This window comes from Panacagrimonas sp. (assembly GCF_965216805.1).
GTDB lineage: Bacteria > Pseudomonadota > Gammaproteobacteria > Nevskiales > Nevskiaceae > Panacagrimonas.
Map to the genome: position 1 here is coordinate 1308306 of NZ_CBDCGN010000003.1, position 19338 is coordinate 1327643.

A 19338-nucleotide genomic window follows, 5' to 3' on the forward strand; every position below is an offset into this window, starting at 1 on the left:
GCCCGGTCAGGGCTTGCCCAGCAGTTTCGCGCCTGGGAGCCTGGCCAGCTTGCGGTCGAAGGTGTGCAGGGGACCCCCGCAGCGGCGCGCGTCCGCCACCGCGACTGCATCTGCGAAATCGATGGCAGCGGAACCCAAGATGGTCAGCGCCTCGCCGATCAGCTCGGGCAGATCGAGGTCGTAGTTGGGGTGCGCGAGCAGTGCCTCGCCGGTCGCCACCAGTTCCGCGCGGGCGAAGCCGAAGCGTCGCGACAGCGTCCACATCAGCTCGTGGAACACCACCGCGCTGATGCGAACCTTGGATGCGCCTTCCAGCAAGGCGCGCGCCTGCGCGCATTGTTCCGGAGCGCTGTCGTCATCGACCAGCGCGCGCAGCAGGACATTGGTATCGGCAGCAACCGGCCCACCGCTCACTTGGCAGGTGTGCGGCGGCGACCCAGGTGGGCAAACCGCTGATGCATGGCTTCATCGATGGCCTTGTCGATATCCGGCGCGCCCTTGCCCTTGCGCGCCTTGAGGATGCCGAACAGGCTGCTGATCGGTGGTTCCTCGTAGGCCTCGATCAGCACCTGCTTGCCCTTGCGCACGAAACGTACCTTGCCGCCCGGCTTGATGCCGAGCGCCTTGCGCATGGCGGCGGGTACGGTGACCTGGCCCTTGGGGCTGACGTTGGAGGTGGTTGGGGGGGCGGACTCGAACATGGTGTAAGACATCTGGAATTAGTTGTACGTGATCGTAGGTATTACATTTGACTTCCGCAAGTGACTTCTGCGGGCAGCCTGCTTGCGCCGAACAGCGGTGGCCAAACAGACTGGGTCCACCCCCACAAGGACCTGAACATGAGCAGCTACTACGAATCCGACGACCTCAATAAATTCGGCGACATCGGTCGTCACGGCAAGGCCCTGGCCGACCAGTTCTTCAAGTACTACACCCAGGTCACCGGTGCCGATGGCGCGCTGACCAAACGCGAAAAGGCCCTGATCGCCCTGGCGATCAGCCACGCGCAAAAATGCCCCTACTGCATCGACGCCTACACCACCGGCTGCCTGGAGGCCGGTGCCAGCCCCGAGCAGATGATGGAGGCGGTGCACGTGGCCGCGGCGATGCAGGCCGGCATCACCCTGGTGCACTCGGTGCAGATGCAGAACAAGCTGGATCAACTGATTCTGTAATCCTCGCGATCCGGAAATTCCGAACGAACGGCGCTGATCCGCGGACGCCCGCAGGTTCCGCTGAGCGCGGTATCGACCGAAGATGGCCCGGTTCCCGTCGATCCAGGCTTCCGATGTTCCTGCGCTCCTGTTCTGCTCTGGTGCTTTTGGCGTGCTGGCCGGTCGTGGCTGCAGACCCGATTGCGGTGCCGATGAATCTTTCGGCGTGGACTTCGCAGTCGCTGCCCAAGGTCGAGCGGCAGACCCATTGGCTGCAGGTCGAAACCGACCGTGGCCCGGCGCTGGAAGCCCGTTCCACTGCGGCTGCCAGCGGCCTGACACGGGCGGTGGAATGGCCCGGCGCGACGGTACTGAGCTGGCGCTGGCAGGTTTCGCGCAGCGTGCGCAATGGCCGGCTCGACGCCAAAGCAGGCGACGATTTTGCCGCCCGCCTGTATGTGATCTTTGACCCGCCCGACGATCACCTGAGTTTTGCCGACCGTGCCAAGCTGGCCGTGGGGCGTCGGCTATTCGGTGACAGCCTGCCGCGCGCCGCGCTGTGCTACGTGTGGGCCAGCGGCGAGGCGGTCGGCACCATCGCGCCCAATGCCTACACCGACCGCGTGCGCATGATCGTGCTCGACCAGGGTGATGCCCAGGCCGGGCAGTGGCGCGAACATCGGCGTGACCTCGCCGCCGATTACGAGGCGGCGTTCGGTCACCGGCCGGCGCCGACGATCATTGGCGTGTCGCTGATGAGCGATACCGACAACACCGGCGATGAGGTCTGGGCGCGGTTTGCCGATCTGCAGATGCATTCGCCGACGTCCGAACGATAAGGCCGCAAAGGCGGACGCTCGGGGGACGTGCCGCGAGGAGGCCGGGTCCAGTATCGGTACACCGATGATCCGGAGCCTGCCATGACCCGATTGCTTGCACCTGCCGCGCTCGCGCTGCTGGTATTGATCGCCGGCATCGCCGTGCTGTGGCCGCAAGGCCGGCTTGCAGCGGGCGATGCGCCCGCGGCGCCCGCGTTCACCCATACGGCGCCGGAGGCATGGCTTAACTCGCCGCCGCTGAGCTGGACCGACCTGCGCGGCAAGGTGGTGCTGATCGACGTCTGGACCTTCGACTGCTGGAACTGTTATCGCTCCATCCCCTGGCTGCATACACTGGAAGAAAGATTCCCTCCCGGCGACTTCACCATCCTGGGCGTGCACACGCCGGAGCTGCCGCAAGAGTATGTGCTGGCCAACGTCAAGGCCAAGCTCAGGGAGTTCAAGATCACCCATCCGGTGATGGTGGACAACGACTACAGCTACTGGAAGGCGCTGGGCAACCGCTACTGGCCGGCGTTCTATGTGGTGGACCGGCAGGGGCGCGTGCGCGGCCGGTTCATAGGCGAAACCCATGCCGGTGATCGCAATGCCGAGGGTATGGAAGCGCAGATCGCGGCGCTGCTGGCCGAAACTGCTGCGCCGTGAAGCACGGACGAGTCCGGATGTAGACCGTTACCGTAAAGGTATGCGTGAGCGCGAAGCGCAGGGCTGGTGCCAGTGTACAAGCGGGGTGTCGGCAGATTGATCGAACAGGAGCAGCATGATTTCGAAGTGGGCTGGGGTGGCAGGCGCGGTCGCGATCAGTGTCGGCCCATTGGCTTTGGCTGCGCCTCCCGGGCTGGCGCTCGCTGCGCAGATCGAACAACTGCGCCAGTGTCACGGCATTGCCGCGACCGCGCTGGTGCTGGTCGACCAGGACCGTGTGCTCGTGAACGAGGTCCGTGGTGTGCGCGACTGGAACCGCGCACAGCCGGTGGACGCCGAGACCCGCTTTCGCGTCGGCTCCATCACCAAGACGTTTACCGCGATGACGCTGTTGCGCGCCGAGTCGCGCGGCGTAGTGCAACTGGACCGGCCGCTGCGCCAGTGGATGCCGCGCGCGCCTCACCACAACCACTGGCACAACCGCTGGGAGGCGACCCATTCGCTGAATCTGGCACACCTGCTGGAGCACACTGCCGGGTGGCCGGACATGAGCGGCGCCGAGTTCGACAGCAGCGATCCGCGCCCGCTGGACCTGGATGCCGCGCTGGCCTTGAATCCGGCATCGCGCACCAGCCTGTGGCCACCGGGTGTGCATCACGAGTACTCCAATTCCGGCGCGGGCCTGGCGGCCTGGGTTCTGCAGCAGGCCAGCGGGCGCCCGTTCGAAACGTTCGCGCAAGACGAAGTGTTCGGTCCGCTGGGCATGCGCAGCGCCAGTCTGGTGGCCGACGCCGACACCCTCGCGCACCTGGCGCAAGGCTATGACGCAGACGCGCGCACGCCGCTGCCGTACTGGCATATCGTTTATCGGGCGGCCGGTGCGCTGAATCTGGTGCCGGCAGATATGGCGCCTGCACTGCGCATGTTCCTCAATCGAGGGCGCGTGGACGGCGAGGCGTTTCTGAACCCCGGGCAACTCGCGCGCATGGAGCAGCCGCACACCACCCTGGCGGCGCGCGCCGGGTTCGAATCCGGCTACGGCCTGGGTCTGCGGCGCAGCCTGCATCGCGGCCACACCGTGTTCGGACACGGTGGCGACGCTGATGGTTACCTGTCGCGCTTCGGTTACAGCGTGGAAGCTCAGCGCGCGTATTTCGTCGTCATCACCGCGTTCAAGGGCGAGGTCATGGACACCCTGCAGGCGCTGCTCGACGACTGGCTGGTGCAGGCGCTGGACAAGGTGACGCCGCTGCCCGCGGTCAGCCTGTCGTCGCAACAGTTGGCCCGCCTTGCAGGCGACTATCTGGCCGCCAGCGTGCGATTTCCCGGCGCCGATTGGGCGCAGCGGCGCTTGCAGGTGCGGGTGCGCGAGGGCCAGCTTGAAACCCGCGCTCAAGGCGAGAAGGCGCGCACGCTGCTGGCGGTGGATGCCGTGCAGTTCCGCCGCCCGGCCTCGCCACGGGCCACCCACGTGTTTATCACCCAGCCCGATGGCTCGGTGATCCTGCAGGGCGCGTCCGGCAACTGGCGCAAACCGCCGCCGCACGCCGTGCAAGCGCAGCCGGGCGCATCATGAAAGCATCGCTGCCCTTCTGCGGATTTTTCTTGCCGTCGACGCTCCAAGGTCGCGGCCCTTTTCTTCGAACTCACCTCGCTCCCCATGGTCATGAACAGCCCCATCGACGCGTCCCACAAAGGCAGCTTTGACACTCATGCCAGCATCCAGGACTACTACGGTCAGGTGCTCAAGTCCTCGGCCGACCTGAAGACCTCCGCCTGCTGCCTGGCCGAGACGCTCCCCGTCCACGTGCGCGATGCGCTCAAGGACGTCCATCCGGAAGTGCTGGAGCGTTTCTACGGTTGCGGCTCGCCGATTCCGCCCGCGCTGGACGGCGCCACCGTGCTCGACCTGGGCAGCGGATCGGGGCGCGACTGCTACGTGCTGTCCAAGCTGGTCGGCGCGCAAGGGCGCGTGATCGGCGTGGACATGACCGATGAGCAGCTCGCCGTCGCCCGTCGTCACCTGGGCTGGCATGCCGGGCGCCTGGGTCACGCCAACGTGGATTTCCGCACGGGTTTCATCGAGGACCTTGGCGCCGCCGGCATCGCCGACGCCTCGGTCGATGTGGTCATCTCCAACTGCGTGCTCAATCTGTCTCCGGACAAGGGACGGTGCTTCGCCGAGATCTTCCGCGTGCTCAAGCCCGGCGGCGAGCTGTATTTCTCCGACGTGTTCGCCGACCGCCGCGTGCCGCGCGAACTGGCCACCGACCCGGTGCTGCTGGGCGAGTGTCTGGGCGGGGCGCTGTACATCGAGGACTTCCGCCGCGCGATCGCCAGGGTGGGCTGCCTGGATGCGCGCGTGGTGTCGTCGACGCCGCTGGAACTGCACAACCCCGAGATCGAGCGCAAGGCCGGCCATATCCGCTTTTTCTCCATGACCGTGCGCGCGTTCAAGCTGGCGCTGGAGGATCGCTGCGAGGACTTCGGCCAGGTGGCGACGTACCTGGGCACCGAGCCCAACCATCCGCATGCGTTCGTGCTCGACGATCATCATCGCCTGGAGACCGGGCGGCCGATGCTGGTCTGCGGCAACACCGCCGATATGCTCGGTCGCACGCGCTATGGGTCGCACTTCCGCGTGACCGGAGACCAGTCGCGGCACTTCGGCCTGTTCGATTGCAGTCCGGGCGCCATGGCGCAGACCAGCGAGGCCGGCGCCAAGGCCGGGTGTTGCTGATGAACGCGCCGGACGGGGTTACTGCGCCGCCGCCCACGCGCTTCGACTTCCAGGCCCAGCTCGACCGCGCCGGTGTGCAACTTCCGGTACGCGAAGTGCGCACCCTGCAGATCAATCTGACCAAGACCTGCAACCAGGCCTGCCGACATTGCCACGTCGATGCCTCCCCCGCGCGCACCGAGGCCTTGTCGGATGCCGGGGTCGAGCAGTGCCTGAAGATTCTTGCGGCGCATTCGCAAATCCAGGTACTGGATCTCACCGGCGGCGCGCCGGAACTGCATCCGCGCTTCGACGAACTGGTACAGCGCGCGCGGGCGCTGGATCGCCATGTGATGGTGCGTCACAACCTCACGGTGCAGTTCGACGGCCATCCGGTCACCGGTGCCAGCAAGGCTTACCTTCCGGAATTCTTCGCCGCGCAGCGGGTGGAGGTGGTGTCATCGCTGCCGTACTACCAGGCTTTCATGACCGACACCCAGCGCGGCAAGGGCGTGTTCGACAAGAGCGTGGATGCGATCCGGCGTCTCAACGACGTCGGCTATGGCCTCGACGGCAGCGGCTTGATGCTCAACCTGGTTTACAACCCGGTGGGGCCCTACCTGCCGGCGGCGCAGGCCAGCCTGGAAGCCGACTTCAAGCGCGAACTGCTGGACAAGTTCGGCCTGCGCTTCAACGGCCTGTTCACCATCACCAACATGCCCATCCATCGCTTTGCCCTGCACCTGCAGAAGTCGGGGCAGTACCGCAGCTATATGGACAAGCTGCTGGGCGCGTTCAATCCGGCCGCCGCGCAGAACGTGATGTGCCGAGACATCATCAGCGTCAGCCACGATGGCCGTATCTTCGATTGCGACTTCAACCAGATGCTGGACCTGCAGGCCCGCGGCATTGATGGCGAGGGATTGAACATCTTCGACTTCGACGTCGAGCGCGTGCTGAAGCGGCCGATCCGCTTCGGCGATCACTGTCTGGGGTGTACCGCGGGAGCGGGGAGTTCCTGCGGGGGAGCGACGGCATAGAATGCGGCGACGACCTCAGGAGCACTCATGAATCTCTACGACCGTTACGTCATGCCGGCGCTGATCGACGTCTGCTGCGGTATGAAAGTGGTGCAGGACCAGCGCGCGGCGCTGATCCCGCGCGCCAAGGGCCGCGTGCTCGAAATCGGTATCGGTACGGGACGCAACCTGCCGTTCTACGATGGCGCCAGACTGGAATCCCTGCAGGGGCTTGATCCGGCTGAGCAGATGAATCCAAAGGCGCAGCAGCGCGCGCGGGCGGCGCGCCTGACCGTGGAATTGGTCACCCTGTCGGCCGAGGAGATTCCGGCGCCGGATGCCACTTACGACACCATCGTGTGCACCTTCACCCTGTGCACCATCCCGGACCCGATCAAGGCGCTGCGCGAGATGCGCCGTGTGCTCAAACCCGGCGGCGAGCTGCTGTTCTGCGAACACGGCCGTTCGCCGGACGTGCCGATCCAGCGCTGGCAGGATCGACTGACGCCGTGGTGGAAGCCGATCGCCGGTGGCTGCCATCTGAATCGCGACGTGCCGACCATGTTGGGCGACGGCGGCTTCAAGACCACTGAAATCGAGGCGAGCTACCTGAAAGGCCCGAAGCCGATGCTGTGGGTCACCCGCGGCGTCGCCGTCGCGGCTTGAGGTTATCGCCTACGGCGCGTGCTTCCATAGCGGTCGGGTATAGCCGCCATCGAGACAGATCAGTTGTCACGATGTAGCGGCGCTCGCATTCTCTACCTCGAACTGAACGAGATTCGAAGCGCAGCGATCACAAACCGCGGGTCAAATCGCGCACCTCGAAGAAGTTAGGACTGTGGTCAGCGACGCATGGGGGCGCCTGCACATCGACGTGGACCTCGGTCCGTCGCGGCGGACCCAGCATTCCGCCACGGCAGCGAAGCGGGCTTTCTGCGCACGGTGGCGGTGTCCATCACGCCGTATGATCGCTGAAGCAGCGGGACTTGAACCTGCGGCCGCCCGACGCCATCTTGTTTGCGACGTTGGCTAGGAGAGATGCGTGGAAGTCTGGGGGGTATCCGAGCCGGTGCTGCGCCTGGGCGTATTCGCCGCGGTGCTGCTGACCCTGCTCGGCGCCGAAGCCGCGTGGCCCCGCCGAAGCCTGCTGCTGGCACGCCGACGCTGGCCAACCAATCTTTCCATCCTGGTCCTGGGCGGCATCACCGTCCGGGTGCTCGGCGCCATCAGTCCGCTGCTGCTGGCGGTGGGCGCTGCGGCCTGGGCACAGCAGGCGGGCGTCGGTCTGTTCAATGTCTGGAGCATTCCCGGGTGGCTGGCCGCGCTGCTGTGCGTGCTGGTACTCGATGCGCTGATCTGGGCCCAGCACTGGTCGTTTCACCGCGTGCCGACCCTGTGGCGACTGCATCGCGTGCATCACGCCGATCGCGACTTCGACGTCACCACTGCGCTGCGCTTTCACCCGGTCGAGATCGCGCTGTCCATGCTGATCAAGGTGGCGGCCGTCGTCGTGCTCGGTGCGCCGATGCTGGCGGTAGTTGTGTTCGAGGTGCTGCTCAACGCCTGCGCCATGTTCAATCACGCCAATCTGCGTCTGCCGGTGAAGCTGGACCGCGTGCTCAGAATGCTCGTTGTGACGCCGGACATGCACCGTGTGCATCACTCGGTGCATGCCGGTGAGCACAACCGCAACTTCGGCTTCAATCTGTCGGCGTGGGATCGCCTGTTCGGCACCTATGTGGCGCAGCCACGCGACGGCCACCAGGGCATGACCATCGGCCTGCCGCAGTACCAGCAGTCTGGTCCGGAGCGGCTCGGATGGAGTCTGTGGCTGCCGGCGACGCCCCTGTCATCGCGGCCCGATCTGCCGGCCGAGCGTTGACCCTGACCGCGATGCGCAACCGATTGCTCCGAGTTCTGCTGGTGCTGCTCTGCGCTGCAATGCCGCCAGCGATCAGCGCTACCGACGCGACCCTGTCCATCGCCGCCGCATCGGACTTGCAGTTCGCGCTCAAGCAGGTGGTGCGGGACTTCGAGGCGCAGGAGCCGGGCGCTCGGGTTCACCTTGTATTCGGTTCGTCGGGAAAGCTCAGCACGCAGATCCGGCAGGGTGCCCCCTTCGATCTGTTCTTTTCGGCCGATCTGTCCTATGCACAGGCCTTGGTCGATCAGGGCCTGACCGTCGGTGGCGTGCATCCGTATGCAACTGGTCGCCTGGTGCTGTGGAGTGCGCGAGAGAATGTCTCGACGTTGACGCTGGCGGACCTTGGCGCAGAACGCTACGCCCGCATCGCGATTGCCAACCCGCGGCACGCGCCCTACGGCCAGCGTGCCGCGGAAGCCATACGCGCCAGCGGGGTATGGGAGGCCATTCAAGACCGGCTGGTGTACGGCGAAAACGTCTCCCAGACCGCGCAGTTTGTTCGCAGCGGCAACGCACAGGTGGGTATCGTGGCGCTGTCGCTGGTGCTGGATCCCGCGCTCGAAGACATCGGTTCCCATGCGTTGATTCCACAAACCCTGCACCAGCCGCTCGAACAAGGGCATGTGCTGCTGCGCCGCGCCGCATCTAAACCGGTCGCGCAGCGCTTCTTGCGACATCTCGAAGGCCCGGCCGCCCGGGCCATCCTTGCCGCATATGGGTTCGAGATTCAGGGCCGGCAAGAAGACGCCGAGCGGTGACTGCGGCGGCGACAGCGCGCCTCACCGCCCCCAGCTATAGCTCAGTTCCAGCTCGAACTGCTGCATCTCCAGTTCGATGCGCTGGGCCGGGTCCAGCGGATTGGTCCCGTCGACGGAATTGCGCGGCGCGTACATCAGCGCCACGCTCCACGCGTTGCTGCCCGTCAGCTTCTGCGTCAGGCCGGCGGTGAAGTGATGCTCGACCACCGCCGGCGCCAGGAGGCTGAAAAGAAGTTCAGTGTCCTGAATCGGCTGATCGGCATAGCTGTAGCCGAAGCGCCAGGTGCGCTGGCCCGCACCCTGCACCGCAAAGCCGAGCTTGATCACCGTCACGTCGTCCCATCCGAAACCGGCCCCGCCGTCGTCGCCCAGACGCGCCTGGGCCAGATTCGGCAGCAGCGGGTTGCCCACCGAATCGACTTCGCTGAAGGCAATGTGCTGCACGTCCAGCGCTGCAGTCAGCGTCGGGCTCAGATTGGCGGCGGCGCCGATGGTGAAGGTGGACGGCACGTCGAAATCGCCCTGCTCGGCGAACAGGCCGGCGTAATGATCGAATTCCGACATGTAGACGCGACTTTGCCAGGAGGCCCCGATACGCACCGTCGACGTCAGTGCGCCCTGAACGCCCAGCCGTACGCCGCCACCGAAGGAATCTTCGTAGCCGCGATTGCTGAGGTTCTGTGGGTCCGCGGAAAACGGCGCGAAGTTGCCCAGTCCCTTGGCGCGGAAGCGCTGCGCTGCCAGGATTGGAGAGACCCCCCAGGACAGGTCATCGTTGACCTTGCGTGCGTAGGTGAACATGGCAAAGACCTGGGTCAGGTCGACACCGGTATCGTTGGCGCCGAACACGCCGGGCGCGGTGACCGCCTGACCCGGTGGCACTTCGCCCTGCGGGACGCCGAAGGTGGCACTGCCGCGGCGGTATTCGGTGTTGAGACCGCCATTGCCATACACCGAGATGCCGACCACGGCCTGTGGCGACACCACGCGCAACCAGCCGAAGTGTGGTATCACGAACAACTCGTTGCGACTGTCGATGTCCTGCGGCCCGACGCCGAACGTGCACTGCTGGGCGCTGGCGCAGGCGCCGCTCGCCGTGCCGGAAACGTCGTGTCCGCGCAAGGGGCTGAACAGCGACGCGCCAGCGTCGATGCGCCCGCCCAAGCCGGCGACGCCAGCCGGGTTGGTGGCGGGTGTCAGGCTGTCCAGCGACAGCGCAACGCCGGCACCGGCCATCGCCTTGCTTTGCGTGCCGTAGCCATGGGCGAAGTACCCGTTGGTGGCCCATGTTGGGCCGCAGACCAGCAGGGTGCCGCCAGCAACTGCCGACGCGAGCAGATGTTTCATGAGCGCTCCTCTTGTTTCTGGTTGTTGTGCGAAAGCGATGCCCCGATCAGGTGCGGGCGGCGTCGGAGTATTCGAGAACATACGGTACGGGGTAATGTGTATGGACGCGAACATTCGCTGATCGACGGTATTCGGAAGACGGTCAGCGGATGTCCGCGAGCGCTGATCCGATCACTGGCTCAATGGAGAGCACGGCCATGACTGTCGCCAGATTTGCAGCCGTCGTTCTGTGCGGCGCGTCCGCGCTCTGTCTGTCGATTCCGCCAGCGGCTCAGGCGGGGCCTTCTAACTGCACCGGCGAAGGTATCGAGCTGCAGGTGCTCGGTTCCGGCGGTCCCGAATTGCTGGCGGATCGCGCGGCCAGCAGCTACCTGATCCGTGATGGTGGTCTCGGCCGCGTGCTGGTGGACATCGGCGGTGGCAGCGCGCAGCGCTTTGCGCAGGCCCAAGGCCGGGTCGAGGACCTGGAACTCATTCTGCTCACCCATCTGCACGTCGATCACAGCGCTGACCTGCCGGCGTTGGTCAAGGCGTCCTACTTCACCCGGCGTCGGCGAGACCTGCCGGTGCTCGGGCCCTCCGGCGCCGGAGATTTTCCGGCCACCCGCGAGTGGATGGCGCGGCTGTTCGGTCCGCGTGGTGCCTATGCCTATTTGCAGGACTATCTGCCCGCGGACGGCGCGGTGCCCGCGGGCGCCTATGCCTTGCGACCGCGGGACGTGACGGTGCCGGAAGGCGAGGTGAAGACGGTGTTCGAGGCCGGCAACCTGATCGTGCGCGCGGCCGGTCTGGGTCATGGCATCGTGCCTGCCGTCGGCTGGCGGGTGGAGATCGGGGACAGGACGGTGGTGTTCAGCGGCGACACCCACGGCAACGATGTCGTGCTGGCGACCCTGGCAAGACACGCGGATCTGCTGGTGGCGCACAACGCAGTGCCGGAAGATGCCGTCGGTGCCGCGCGGGCGCTGCACATGCCGCCGTCGGTGATCGGCAAGCTGGCCGGCGCGGCTCAGGTTAGGCGCCTGCTGCTGTCGCATCGGATGCGTCGCAGCCTCGGTCGCGAACCGGAGACGCGCCGCCAGATCGCAGAACACTACGCCGGCCCGTTACGCTTCGCCGATGATCTGGATTGCTACCCGCTTTCCGCTCCCTGGCCCGCGTCCAAGACGGACTGAAGCTCATGCCGTCTGAAGCCGACTGGCTGGCACTGTGGCTGACCCTAAAGCTGGCGGCCACCGTGACGGTGCTGCTGCTGCTGCTGGGGACACCGCTGGCGTGGTGGCTGGCGCGCACGCGCTCGATGTGGAAGCGGCCGTTGGCGGCGGTGGTAGCGCTGCCGCTGGTGTTGCCGCCGACCGTGCTGGGCTTCTATCTGCTGGTGGGATTCGGCCCAAACGGCCCGCTGGGAGAGCTGACCCAGGCCCTGGGTCTGGGGCTGCTGCCATTCACGTTCACCGGTCTGGTGGTCGCCTCGATGCTGTACTCCCTGCCGTTCGTGGTGCAGCCGCTGCAGGGCGCGTTCGAGGCGGTGGACGCCGGCTCGCTGGAAGTCGCGGCGACGCTGGGTGCCGGACCCGTCGATCGCTTCTTTTCCATCGCCTTGCCGCAGGCCCGTGCCGGCTTCTTCACGGCTGCGACGCTGGGGTTCGTGCATACCGTGGGCGAATTCGGCGTGGTGTTGATGATCGGCGGCAGCATCCCCGGCCAGACCCGCGTGGTGTCGGTGCAGATCTACGATCACGTCGAAGCCCTGGACTATTCGCAGGCACATACCCTGGCCGCGTTGCTGCTGGTGCTGTCGTTCGTGGCGTTGCTGGCGCTGTACACATTCAACCCTCGCGCCCGGGGGCTGCGGTGAACGCGGGGGTTCATGCCCGGTGGAATTGGCAGCGGCCGGGCTTTTCGCTGGACGTGGAACTCGAGCTTCCGGGTCGCGGCATCAGCGCCCTGTTCGGACCTTCCGGCTCTGGCAAGACGACGTGCTTGCGTGCCATGGCCGGGCTGGAGCGTATCCACGGCGGATTCCTGCAGGTCAACGGCGAGTGCTGGCAGGACGAGTCCAGCGGACGCTTCGTCACGGCTGCGCGGCGTGCGGTGGGCTATGTGCCCCAGGATGCGAGCCTGTTTGCGCATCTGAACGTGCTTGCCAATCTGCAATACGGGTGGAGGCGATCTGGTCAGCGCCGCGGCCATGGCGCGGTGCAAGACCATGAACTGGTGGCCCTGCTCGGCATCGGTGGCCTGCTGGAGCGCATGCCGGCGCAACTGTCCGGTGGCGAGCGTCAGCGTGTGGCCATTGCGCGTGCCTTGCTGACCCAGCCGAAGATGCTGCTGCTGGACGAACCCTTGTCGGCGTTGGATGGTGCGCGCAAGGCCGAGTTCCTGCCCTATCTGGAAAGCCTGCACGCCAGCCTGTCGATCCCGGTGATCTATGTCAGCCACGCTGTCGAAGAGGTGGCGCGGCTGGCGGATTTCGTCGTGCTGCTGGACGACGGACGCGTGGTGGCGCAGGGGCCGGTGCAGCAGACGATGTCGCGCATCGATCTGGCCGACCGCTATGCCGAAGGTCCCGCCGTAGTGTTCGAAGCGGAGGTTGTGGCGCTGGATTCCGACGACCATCTCGCGCATCTGAGGTTTGCCGGTGGCGAGCTGTTTGTGCCGTTGCGCAACGAGCGTTTGGGCCAGCGCCTGCGCTGCCGTATCCAGGCCCGTGACGTGAGCCTGGTGCGCGATCAGCCGACGGACAGCAGCATCCTCAACCTTCTGGCTGCGCAAGTGGTGGAGATCGGCGGCGCCACGCACCCGGCGCAGGTACTGGTGAGACTGGACGCCGGCGGCACGCCCTTGCTCGCCTGCATCACCACGCGGTCGGCGCGCAAGCTGGATCTGCACAGCGGAATGGCGGTCTGGGCGCAGGTCAAATCCGCCGCCGTGCTGGCCTGAAAGGATAAATTTACGTATACCGGGTATGGTATGCAGAATGGTCAGGACAATTTACTTCGAAACGGGTTTGCGCGGCGCAATCGCGGGGTTGCTCGCGGTCGTCAGCGTGGCCTTGGAAGCGGCCGAGCTGCTCGTGGTGGAGGATCCGGCCTGCGGTCCGTGCATCCTGTTTGATCGCCAGGTGGGGCGCATCTACCCGAAGACCGACGAAGCTGCAGTGGCCCCGTTGCGGCGCATTCCGTATGGCGCGCCCGCTCCTGAACCTTACGCATTTATCGGCGAATCCAAGGTAGCGCCGACTTTCGTGCTGGTCGAGGGTGGCCGCGAGCTGGGGCGCTTCGAGGGTTACAGCAGCGACGAACTGTTCTGGATGAATCTCACCGCCTTGCTGCACGAGCTGGAGCCGCGAACGCAGCAGGACGCCCGATAGACGCGCAGCCGGCAGCGGCCGCGATCACGATGCGCGGTACACCGAGCAGCCGATAGGTCGGCGATACCGACATCACAGACCCGATGCCGCCAGCAGGATCAGTAGCGTGATCGCGGCCAACGATAGCACCACGTTCAGCAGGGTGCCCTGGTGGATCCAGTAGCCGCGCGGGATTTCCGCGGGATTCAGATCCTTCAGCACGCGCACGTACTGGTAGGCCGAGGTTGCCGAAATGATCGCGCCCAGACCGATGAAGGCCAGACCCACCAGAAAAGACGCGGTTTCCAGTCCGCCGTTTCCCGCCTCGTGATTGACTAGTTGCTCGAACAGCCGGAAGCGTTCGATCAGAAAGCCGAAGCCGATCAGCGCCACGCTGGTGCGGCTCCAGGCCATCAGGGTGCGTTCCGCCGCGAACAGGACGCGGGGGTCCTGCAGATAGGACATGGCTCAGGCGGGCTTGTTCTGCAGCAGTTGCGCGACCGCGGGCTCCATCTTGGTGAGGCCACCGGCGCGGCCGAGTTCCAGCGCCTGATCAGCCGTCTGGTTCTGCAACCAGCTTGCCCGCAGCGCCAGCAAGGCCCCGACGCGGTTGCTGCTGGCGCAGTGGACCAGCACGGGTTCGTCGCCGACTTCTGCGAGCGCAGCATCCAGTGCCTGAGTGCGCTGCAGATTGAGATCACCCGGGCCGGCCACCGGAATCACGCGGTAGCTCAAGCCGAGTTTGGCGGCCAGCGCGGCCTCGTCGAATCCGGCGTCTTCGCTGGCCGGACGCAGGTTGACGATGTGCTTCAGGCCGGCGGCAGCCAGCGCTTCGAGATCGGCCGGGCTGGGTTGGCCGGCGGTCAGCAGATTCGGTTGGGGATTGCCGCCCGAGGGCAGTTGAATAGATGTCAGTTGGGTCATTGCGAACTCCGAGTTGATGGGTGGAGGAGTATGCGAAGGGTGACATGAACGTAGCGATCGGTCGAAGCGCCAGCCGAGGCCCGCCAGCCGGACACCGCGCACTCAGGGTTTGATGTAGGCGTAATGCTCGGTCTGTTGCAGACGCGCGATTTCCGCAACGCCGGACTGCACGGGCTCGACCTCCGGATGCACCTGATCGGCGTCGATCTGGCGACCTTCCAGCGTGTTGCCGCAGATGCGGAAACTGACGCCGGCAAAGCTCAGGTCGTCGATCATCGGTTCGAAGGGATTGCCGCGATCATCCTTGGCGCCATCCAGCATGAAGTCGATGCCATGGCCCAGAGCGACCACCACGATCTTCGTGTCGGGCGCCGCCTTCAGATGATTGTTGATATTGCGGATCGCCGGGATCGCGCGCGCAGTATCGTCGATGTGGTAGACGACCTTGGCGCCGCCCTGATCGGCTGACCCGGCCGCGACCGCGGAGGGCAGCAGCACGCAGATCGACAGTAGTAGAGGAAACAGGGTTCGAGGGGCGTGCTGCATTGGTATCTCCTATGTTGTGCATACCGATCAGACAGTCGCTGGTCGGCGCCTGGGGGCGGGGTTGAGCGGGCAGGCACTGATCAGCGGCGACTGCGATGCGCGCTGGCGCGTTCGCCGCGTCGGCTCGTCGCCGCCTTGATGCGGCCCTGGCTCCAGCCCGGAATCTGCTGCGCCAGCACCGCGAAATGCTCAGTCAGGAACGCAGGTCCGCGTTCGATCAGAAAGTAGCGCAGGCTCTCCGCGACGGGCGACAGCACGCGCGCGCGGCGGTGTACCACGTGCCAGTTGCGCAGCACCGGCAGGCCGGGGACGCGCAGCACGGTCAGCAGATTGCGCTCGATCTCCACCGCCGCCGTATGCAGCGACAGGAACGACAGTCCCATTCCAGCCATCACTGCCTGTTTGATGGTTTCGTTGCTGCTCATCTGCATCAGGATGGGGGGACGGACGTGGCTGTCACGGAAGAACGCTTCCATTGCCGCGCGACCGCCGGAGCCCGACTCGCGGATGACGAAGGCCTCGGTCGCGAGCCGTTCCGGCGGCACTGCCTCAGCCTTGGCCAGGGGGTGCTGCGGTGGCGCGATGATGCCGAGCGGATGGACGCCGATCACTTCTGCGCGCGCTTCCAGTTCGCCGGGTGCGCGGCCCATCACCGCGAGGTCGACCTCGTTGCGCTGAACGCTCTGGATCAGTTGTTCGCGATTGCCTTCCACCAGGCTGACTTCGACACCGGGATGCTCGCGTAGAAAGCCGGTCAACAGACGCGGCAGGAAGTACTTGGCGGTGCTGAGCATGCCCAGTGCCAGCCGCCCGGTTTCAACCTTGCGCAGGCGCGCGACCAGGTCTTCGGCCTCCTTGAGCGAGCCCAGGATCTTGCGCGCGTGGACCAGAAAGAACTCGCCGGCCGCGGTCAGGCGCACCTCGCCGGCACCGCGCTCGAACACCGGCAGACCCAGCTGGTTTTCGAGCTGCTTGATCTGCATCGAGACTGCCGGTGGCGTCAGGTGCAACTCCTCGGCGGCGCGCACGAAGCTGTGTCGGCGTGCGACCGCGTTGAACACCTGCAATTGACGGACGGTGATGTGAAGCATCAACAAAACCTTAACCGATTGCTCAGCCATATTGAATAGTCCCGAGCCAATACCCCCCGGTAGTATCTGTCGAACACGGATACGGCAGGGACCGCTGATGAACGACATGACCGATGTGGTGAAGAAAGGCCAGCCGCGCGGCCGCTACGACGCGGGCGTGATGGAGTACAAGAAGATGGGCTACTGGCAGCCCGACTATGTGCCCAAGGACACGGACGTGATCGCGCTGTTCCGCATCACCCCTCAGGACGGCGTGGATTCGGAGGAATGCGCCGCCGCCGTTGCGGGCGAATCGTCCACCGCGACCTGGACGGTGGTATGGACCGACCGTCTCACCGCCTGTGAGCTGTATCGAGCCAAGGCGTTCCGCGTGGATGCGGTGCCGAATACCGGGCCGGGCAGCGCCACGCCGCAGCAGTATTTTGCCTACATCGCCTACGACCTCGATCTGTTCGAGCCGGGCTCCATCGCCAATCTCACCGCCTCGATCATCGGCAACGTGTTCGGCTTCAAAGCGGTCAAGGCGCTGCGCCTGGAGGACATGCGCATCCCGGTCGCCTACCTGAAGACCTTTCAAGGTCCGGCGACCGGTGTCGTGGTGGAGCGCGAGCGACTCGACAAGTTCGGCCGCCCGCTGCTCGGAGCCACCACCAAGCCCAAGCTTGGTCTTTCAGGCCGCAACTACGGGCGCGTGGTGTACGAGGGCCTCAAGGGCGGTCTGGACTTCATGAAGGACGACGAGAACATCAACTCGCAGCCCTTCATGCACTGGCGTGATCGATTCCTGTACTGCATGGAGGCGGTGAACAAGGCCAGCGCTGCCACCGGTGAGATCAAGGGCCACTATCTCAACGTCACGGCCGGCGACATGGAGGAGATGTACGAGCGCGCCGAGTTCGCCAAGTCGCTGGGCTCGGTGATCATCATGATCGACCTCGTCGTCGGTTACACCGCGATCCAGTCGATGGCCAAGTGGGCGCGCAGAAACGACATGATCCTGCACCTGCACCGCGCTGGTAACAGCACTTACTCGCGGCAGAAGAATCACGGCATGAATTTCCGCGTCATCTGCAAGTGGATGCGCATGGCAGGTGTCGATCACATTCACGCAGGCACGGTGGTCGGAAAGCTTGAAGGCGATCCGATGATGATCCGCGGCTTCTACGACACGCTGCTCGATACGCACACGCCCGTGCAGTTGGAGAAGGGCTTGTTCTTCGAGCAGGAATGGGCATCGCTCAACAAGGTCATGCCGGTGGCCTCCGGCGGCATCCACGCCGGCCAGATGCATCAGTTGCTCACCTACCTGGGCGAGGACGTGGTGCTGCAGTTCGGCGGCGGCACCATCGGTCATCCGCAGGGCATCCAGGCCGGTGCGACGGCGAATCGCGTCGCGCTTGAAGCGATGGTGCTGGCGCGCAACGAGGGCCGCGACATCTGGAACGAGGGCCCACAGATTCTCAAAGAAGCAGCCAAGTGGTGCGGCCCGCTCAAGCAAGCCATCGAGACCTGGGGCGACATCCAGTTCAACTACGAGTCCACCGACACCGCGGACTTCGTGGCCACGGCGACGGCGTCCATGTAGGTCGGGCTTCAGCCCGACTTGCGAGGCCAGGATGTCGGGCTGAAGCCCGACCTACGGAGAAAACACCATGATGACCAACACCAATGCCCGCCTCACGCAGGGCCAGTTTTCCTTTCTTCCCGCTCTGACCGACGCGCAGATCACTGCGCAGCTCGAGTACGCGCTTGGCAAGGGCTGGGCGGTCGGCGTCGAGTACACCGACGATCCGCACCCGCGCAACACCTACTGGGAGATGTTCGGCAACCCGATGTTCGATCTCAAGGATGCCGCCGGTGCGCTGCTGGAGATCAACCACTGCCGCAAGACCTTCCCGCGCCACTACATCCGCGTGACGGCCTTCGACAACACGCGCGGGGTGGAGTCGCCGACCATGTCCTATATCGTCAACCGTCCCGAGAACGAGCCGGGCTTTGGACTGGTGCGCGACGAGATTGACGGTCGTCGCATCCGCTATCGAGTCACCTCCTACGCCACCGACAAGCCGGAAGGCGAGCGTTACTAGGTGGCGGAGGGCAACGCCATGACGGCGCTGGCAGCGACGAGCGTCGATCTGACGGCCTTGCTGCGCGAGTCCGACGTGACCCGGGTGATGGACCAGCTCGACACTGAGCTGGTCGGCCTGGCACCGGTCAAGCGCCGCATCCGCGAGATCGCGGCCTACCTGCTGGTGACCAAGGCGCGCAAGCAACTCGGGCTGGACGCTGCGCCGCCGTCGCTGCACATGTGCTTCACCGGCAATCCCGGCACCGGCAAGACCACGGTGGCGCAGCGCATGGCCGACATCCTTCATCGGCTGGGCTATGTGCGCAAAGGGCACGTGGTGGCGGTGACCCGCGACGATCTGGTCGGGCAGTACATCGGCCACACCGCGCCCAAGACCAAGGAAGTGCTCAAGCGTGCGATGGGCGGCGTGCTGTTCATCGACGAGGCCTATTACCTCTATCGCCCGGAGAACGAGCGCGATTACGGCCAGGAGTCCATCGAGATTCTGCTGCAGGTGATGGAGAACCACCGCGACGACCTAGTGGTGATCCTGGCCGGCTACAAGGACCGCATGGACACGTTCTTTCAGTCCAATCCGGGCATGTCCTCGCGTATCGCGCACCACATCGACTTTCCGGATTACAGCCAGGACGAGCTGTTCCAGATCGCCACGATGATGTTGCGGGAGATGAATTACCGGCTTTCTGCAGACGCCGAGACGGTGCTGCGCCAGTACATCGACCTGCGCTTGCAGCAGCCGAACTTTGCCAACGCCCGCTCGGTACGCAATGCGCTGGACCGCGCGCGTTTGCGCCAGGCCAACCGCTTGTTCGGGCGGGCTCAGGCGTCGGGGCAAGCCGTGGGGGTGGAGGCGCTCAGTTCCATCGAGGCGGCCGATCTGAGCGCATCGCGCGTGTTCCAGCAGTCACCGTCCTGAGGAGAAAAGCATGCG

At 65.4% G+C, this 19338-nt stretch carries 23 protein-coding genes; 16 read left to right on the plus strand and 7 right to left on the minus strand.

Translation table 11 applies throughout. The annotated features are described in order from the left end of the window. Positions 1 to 6: 6 nt before the first annotated feature. Positions 7 to 414: a PIN domain-containing protein gene (locus tag ACOOHP_RS18970; protein WP_420468041.1), complete on the minus strand. Its 408-nt coding sequence runs from the start codon at positions 412 to 414 to the stop codon at positions 7 to 9. Next, a complete protein-coding gene (locus tag ACOOHP_RS18975) occupies positions 411 to 713 on the minus strand; it encodes an AbrB/MazE/SpoVT family DNA-binding domain-containing protein (protein WP_420468042.1) in 303 nt (100 codons plus the stop codon). The genes ACOOHP_RS18970 and ACOOHP_RS18975 overlap by 4 nt, the downstream gene beginning before the upstream one ends. Positions 714 to 839: 126 nt before the next feature. Between ACOOHP_RS18975 and ACOOHP_RS18980 the strand changes: the two genes are divergently transcribed. From ACOOHP_RS18980 to modA, 9 genes are all read left to right on the plus strand, one after another. Continuing rightward, the gene (locus ACOOHP_RS18980; protein ID WP_420468043.1) at positions 840 to 1175 is read left to right on the plus strand and encodes an arsenosugar biosynthesis-associated peroxidase-like protein; all 336 of its coding nucleotides are present in this window, start codon (positions 840 to 842) and stop codon (positions 1173 to 1175) included. Between the two features lie 164 nt (positions 1176 to 1339). After that, positions 1340 to 1993, plus strand: a complete 654-nt coding sequence (locus ACOOHP_RS18985; RefSeq protein WP_420468044.1) for a DUF3047 domain-containing protein — start codon at positions 1340 to 1342, stop codon at positions 1991 to 1993. 81 nt (positions 1994 to 2074) lie between these two features. Next, entirely contained in the window at positions 2075 to 2638 is a 564-nt protein-coding gene (locus tag ACOOHP_RS18990; protein ID WP_420468045.1) for a redoxin family protein, read from the plus strand. 115 nt (positions 2639 to 2753) lie between these two features. After that, a complete protein-coding gene (locus ACOOHP_RS18995; RefSeq protein WP_420468046.1) occupies positions 2754 to 4214 on the plus strand; it encodes a serine hydrolase domain-containing protein in 1461 nt (486 codons plus the stop codon). Positions 4215 to 4298: 84 nt separating this feature from the next. Next, positions 4299 to 5378: a methyltransferase domain-containing protein gene (locus ACOOHP_RS19000; RefSeq protein ID WP_420468047.1), complete on the plus strand. Its 1080-nt coding sequence runs from the start codon at positions 4299 to 4301 to the stop codon at positions 5376 to 5378. Continuing rightward, positions 5378 to 6397, plus strand: a complete 1020-nt coding sequence (gene arsS, locus ACOOHP_RS19005) for an arsenosugar biosynthesis radical SAM (seleno)protein ArsS (RefSeq protein ID WP_420468048.1) — start codon at positions 5378 to 5380, stop codon at positions 6395 to 6397. The genes ACOOHP_RS19000 and arsS overlap by 1 nt, the downstream gene beginning before the upstream one ends. A 27-nt stretch (positions 6398 to 6424) precedes the next feature. Further along, positions 6425 to 7042: a class I SAM-dependent methyltransferase gene (locus ACOOHP_RS19010; protein ID WP_420468049.1), complete on the plus strand. Its 618-nt coding sequence runs from the start codon at positions 6425 to 6427 to the stop codon at positions 7040 to 7042. A gap of 376 nt (positions 7043 to 7418) precedes the next feature. Continuing rightward, positions 7419 to 8258: a sterol desaturase family protein gene (locus tag ACOOHP_RS19015; protein WP_420468050.1), complete on the plus strand. Its 840-nt coding sequence runs from the start codon at positions 7419 to 7421 to the stop codon at positions 8256 to 8258. After that, entirely contained in the window at positions 8255 to 9058 is an 804-nt protein-coding gene (modA, locus tag ACOOHP_RS19020) for a molybdate ABC transporter substrate-binding protein (protein ID WP_420468051.1), read from the plus strand. Before ACOOHP_RS19015 ends, modA begins: the two co-directional genes overlap by 4 nt. Positions 9059 to 9079: 21 nt before the next feature. Here the strand turns inward: modA and ACOOHP_RS19025 are convergent, their stop codons facing one another. Next, complete coding sequence (locus ACOOHP_RS19025; protein WP_420468052.1) at positions 9080 to 10405, minus strand: OmpP1/FadL family transporter; 1326 nt, start codon at positions 10403 to 10405, stop codon at positions 9080 to 9082. Between the two features lie 197 nt (positions 10406 to 10602). Between ACOOHP_RS19025 and ACOOHP_RS19030 the strand changes: the two genes are divergently transcribed. The 4 genes from ACOOHP_RS19030 to ACOOHP_RS19045 all read left to right on the plus strand — a co-directional run bounded on the left by ACOOHP_RS19030 (position 10603) and on the right by ACOOHP_RS19045 (position 13778). Continuing rightward, complete coding sequence (locus ACOOHP_RS19030; protein WP_420468053.1) at positions 10603 to 11580, plus strand: MBL fold metallo-hydrolase; 978 nt, start codon at positions 10603 to 10605, stop codon at positions 11578 to 11580. Between the two features lie 5 nt (positions 11581 to 11585). After that, entirely contained in the window at positions 11586 to 12263 is a 678-nt protein-coding gene (gene modB / locus ACOOHP_RS19035; protein WP_420468054.1) for a molybdate ABC transporter permease subunit, read from the plus strand. After that, on the plus strand, positions 12233 to 13348 hold the full coding sequence (gene modC, locus ACOOHP_RS19040; protein ID WP_420468747.1) for a molybdenum ABC transporter ATP-binding protein: 1116 nt from the start codon (positions 12233 to 12235) through the stop codon (positions 13346 to 13348). The genes modB and modC overlap by 31 nt, the downstream gene beginning before the upstream one ends. 67 nt (positions 13349 to 13415) lie before the next feature. Beyond that, positions 13416 to 13778, plus strand: a complete 363-nt coding sequence (locus ACOOHP_RS19045; RefSeq protein ID WP_420468055.1) for a hypothetical protein — start codon at positions 13416 to 13418, stop codon at positions 13776 to 13778. A gap of 72 nt (positions 13779 to 13850) precedes the next feature. Here the strand turns inward: ACOOHP_RS19045 and ACOOHP_RS19050 are convergent, their stop codons facing one another. The 4 genes from ACOOHP_RS19050 to ACOOHP_RS19065 form a co-directional block, all read right to left on the minus strand. Further along, positions 13851 to 14222 (minus strand): YidH family protein, encoded by a 372-nt coding sequence (locus tag ACOOHP_RS19050; RefSeq protein WP_420468056.1) that lies wholly within the window; start codon positions 14220 to 14222, stop codon positions 13851 to 13853. A gap of 3 nt (positions 14223 to 14225) precedes the next feature. Beyond that, positions 14226 to 14681 carry a beta-lactamase hydrolase domain-containing protein gene (locus ACOOHP_RS19055; protein WP_420468057.1) on the minus strand — a complete coding sequence of 152 codons (456 nt, stop codon included), beginning with the start codon at positions 14679 to 14681 and terminating at the stop codon, positions 14226 to 14228. A 102-nt stretch (positions 14682 to 14783) separates the two neighbouring features. Then, positions 14784 to 15227 carry a DsrE family protein gene (locus tag ACOOHP_RS19060; RefSeq protein ID WP_420468058.1) on the minus strand — a complete coding sequence of 148 codons (444 nt, stop codon included), beginning with the start codon at positions 15225 to 15227 and terminating at the stop codon, positions 14784 to 14786. A gap of 80 nt (positions 15228 to 15307) precedes the next feature. Further along, a complete protein-coding gene (locus ACOOHP_RS19065) occupies positions 15308 to 16318 on the minus strand; it encodes a LysR substrate-binding domain-containing protein (RefSeq protein WP_420468059.1) in 1011 nt (336 codons plus the stop codon). 106 nt (positions 16319 to 16424) lie between these two features. Between ACOOHP_RS19065 and ACOOHP_RS19070 the strand changes: the two genes are divergently transcribed. From ACOOHP_RS19070 to cbbX, 3 genes are all read left to right on the plus strand, one after another. Next, positions 16425 to 17903 carry a ribulose-1,5-bisphosphate carboxylase/oxygenase large subunit gene (locus tag ACOOHP_RS19070; RefSeq protein WP_420468748.1) on the plus strand — a complete coding sequence of 493 codons (1479 nt, stop codon included), beginning with the start codon at positions 16425 to 16427 and terminating at the stop codon, positions 17901 to 17903. 67 nt (positions 17904 to 17970) lie between these two features. Continuing rightward, a complete protein-coding gene (locus ACOOHP_RS19075) occupies positions 17971 to 18405 on the plus strand; it encodes a ribulose bisphosphate carboxylase small subunit (protein WP_420468060.1) in 435 nt (144 codons plus the stop codon). 18 nt (positions 18406 to 18423) lie between these two features. Beyond that, complete coding sequence (gene cbbX / locus ACOOHP_RS19080; protein WP_420468061.1) at positions 18424 to 19323, plus strand: CbbX protein; 900 nt, start codon at positions 18424 to 18426, stop codon at positions 19321 to 19323. The last annotated feature ends 15 nt before the right edge of the window (positions 19324 to 19338 follow it).

What these genes read in the sequence shown, in the direction of transcription:
- ACOOHP_RS18975 (WP_420468042.1), bottom strand. Translation starts at nt 713, where the DNA reads ATGTCTTACACCATGTTCGAGTCCGCCCCCCCAACCACCTCCAACGTC.
- ACOOHP_RS18980 (WP_420468043.1), top strand. Translation starts at nt 840, where the DNA reads ATGAGCAGCTACTACGAATCCGACGACCTCAATAAATTCGGCGACATC.
- ACOOHP_RS18990 (WP_420468045.1), top strand. Translation starts at nt 2,075, where the DNA reads ATGACCCGATTGCTTGCACCTGCCGCGCTCGCGCTGCTGGTATTGATC.
- ACOOHP_RS18995 (WP_420468046.1), top strand. Translation starts at nt 2,754, where the DNA reads ATGATTTCGAAGTGGGCTGGGGTGGCAGGCGCGGTCGCGATCAGTGTC.
- ACOOHP_RS19000 (WP_420468047.1), top strand. Translation starts at nt 4,299, where the DNA reads ATGGTCATGAACAGCCCCATCGACGCGTCCCACAAAGGCAGCTTTGAC.
- arsS (WP_420468048.1), top strand. Translation starts at nt 5,378, where the DNA reads ATGAACGCGCCGGACGGGGTTACTGCGCCGCCGCCCACGCGCTTCGAC.
- ACOOHP_RS19010 (WP_420468049.1), top strand. Translation starts at nt 6,425, where the DNA reads ATGAATCTCTACGACCGTTACGTCATGCCGGCGCTGATCGACGTCTGC.
- ACOOHP_RS19025 (WP_420468052.1), bottom strand. Translation starts at nt 10,405, where the DNA reads ATGAAACATCTGCTCGCGTCGGCAGTTGCTGGCGGCACCCTGCTGGTC.
- ACOOHP_RS19030 (WP_420468053.1), top strand. Translation starts at nt 10,603, where the DNA reads ATGACTGTCGCCAGATTTGCAGCCGTCGTTCTGTGCGGCGCGTCCGCG.
- modB (WP_420468054.1), top strand. Translation starts at nt 11,586, where the DNA reads ATGCCGTCTGAAGCCGACTGGCTGGCACTGTGGCTGACCCTAAAGCTG.
- ACOOHP_RS19050 (WP_420468056.1), bottom strand. Translation starts at nt 14,222, where the DNA reads ATGTCCTATCTGCAGGACCCCCGCGTCCTGTTCGCGGCGGAACGCACC.
- ACOOHP_RS19055 (WP_420468057.1), bottom strand. Translation starts at nt 14,681, where the DNA reads ATGACCCAACTGACATCTATTCAACTGCCCTCGGGCGGCAATCCCCAA.
- ACOOHP_RS19060 (WP_420468058.1), bottom strand. Translation starts at nt 15,227, where the DNA reads ATGCAGCACGCCCCTCGAACCCTGTTTCCTCTACTACTGTCGATCTGC.
- ACOOHP_RS19065 (WP_420468059.1), bottom strand. Translation starts at nt 16,318, where the DNA reads ATGCTTCACATCACCGTCCGTCAATTGCAGGTGTTCAACGCGGTCGCA.
- ACOOHP_RS19070 (WP_420468748.1), top strand. Translation starts at nt 16,425, where the DNA reads ATGACCGATGTGGTGAAGAAAGGCCAGCCGCGCGGCCGCTACGACGCG.
- ACOOHP_RS19075 (WP_420468060.1), top strand. Translation starts at nt 17,971, where the DNA reads ATGATGACCAACACCAATGCCCGCCTCACGCAGGGCCAGTTTTCCTTT.
- cbbX (WP_420468061.1), top strand. Translation starts at nt 18,424, where the DNA reads ATGACGGCGCTGGCAGCGACGAGCGTCGATCTGACGGCCTTGCTGCGC.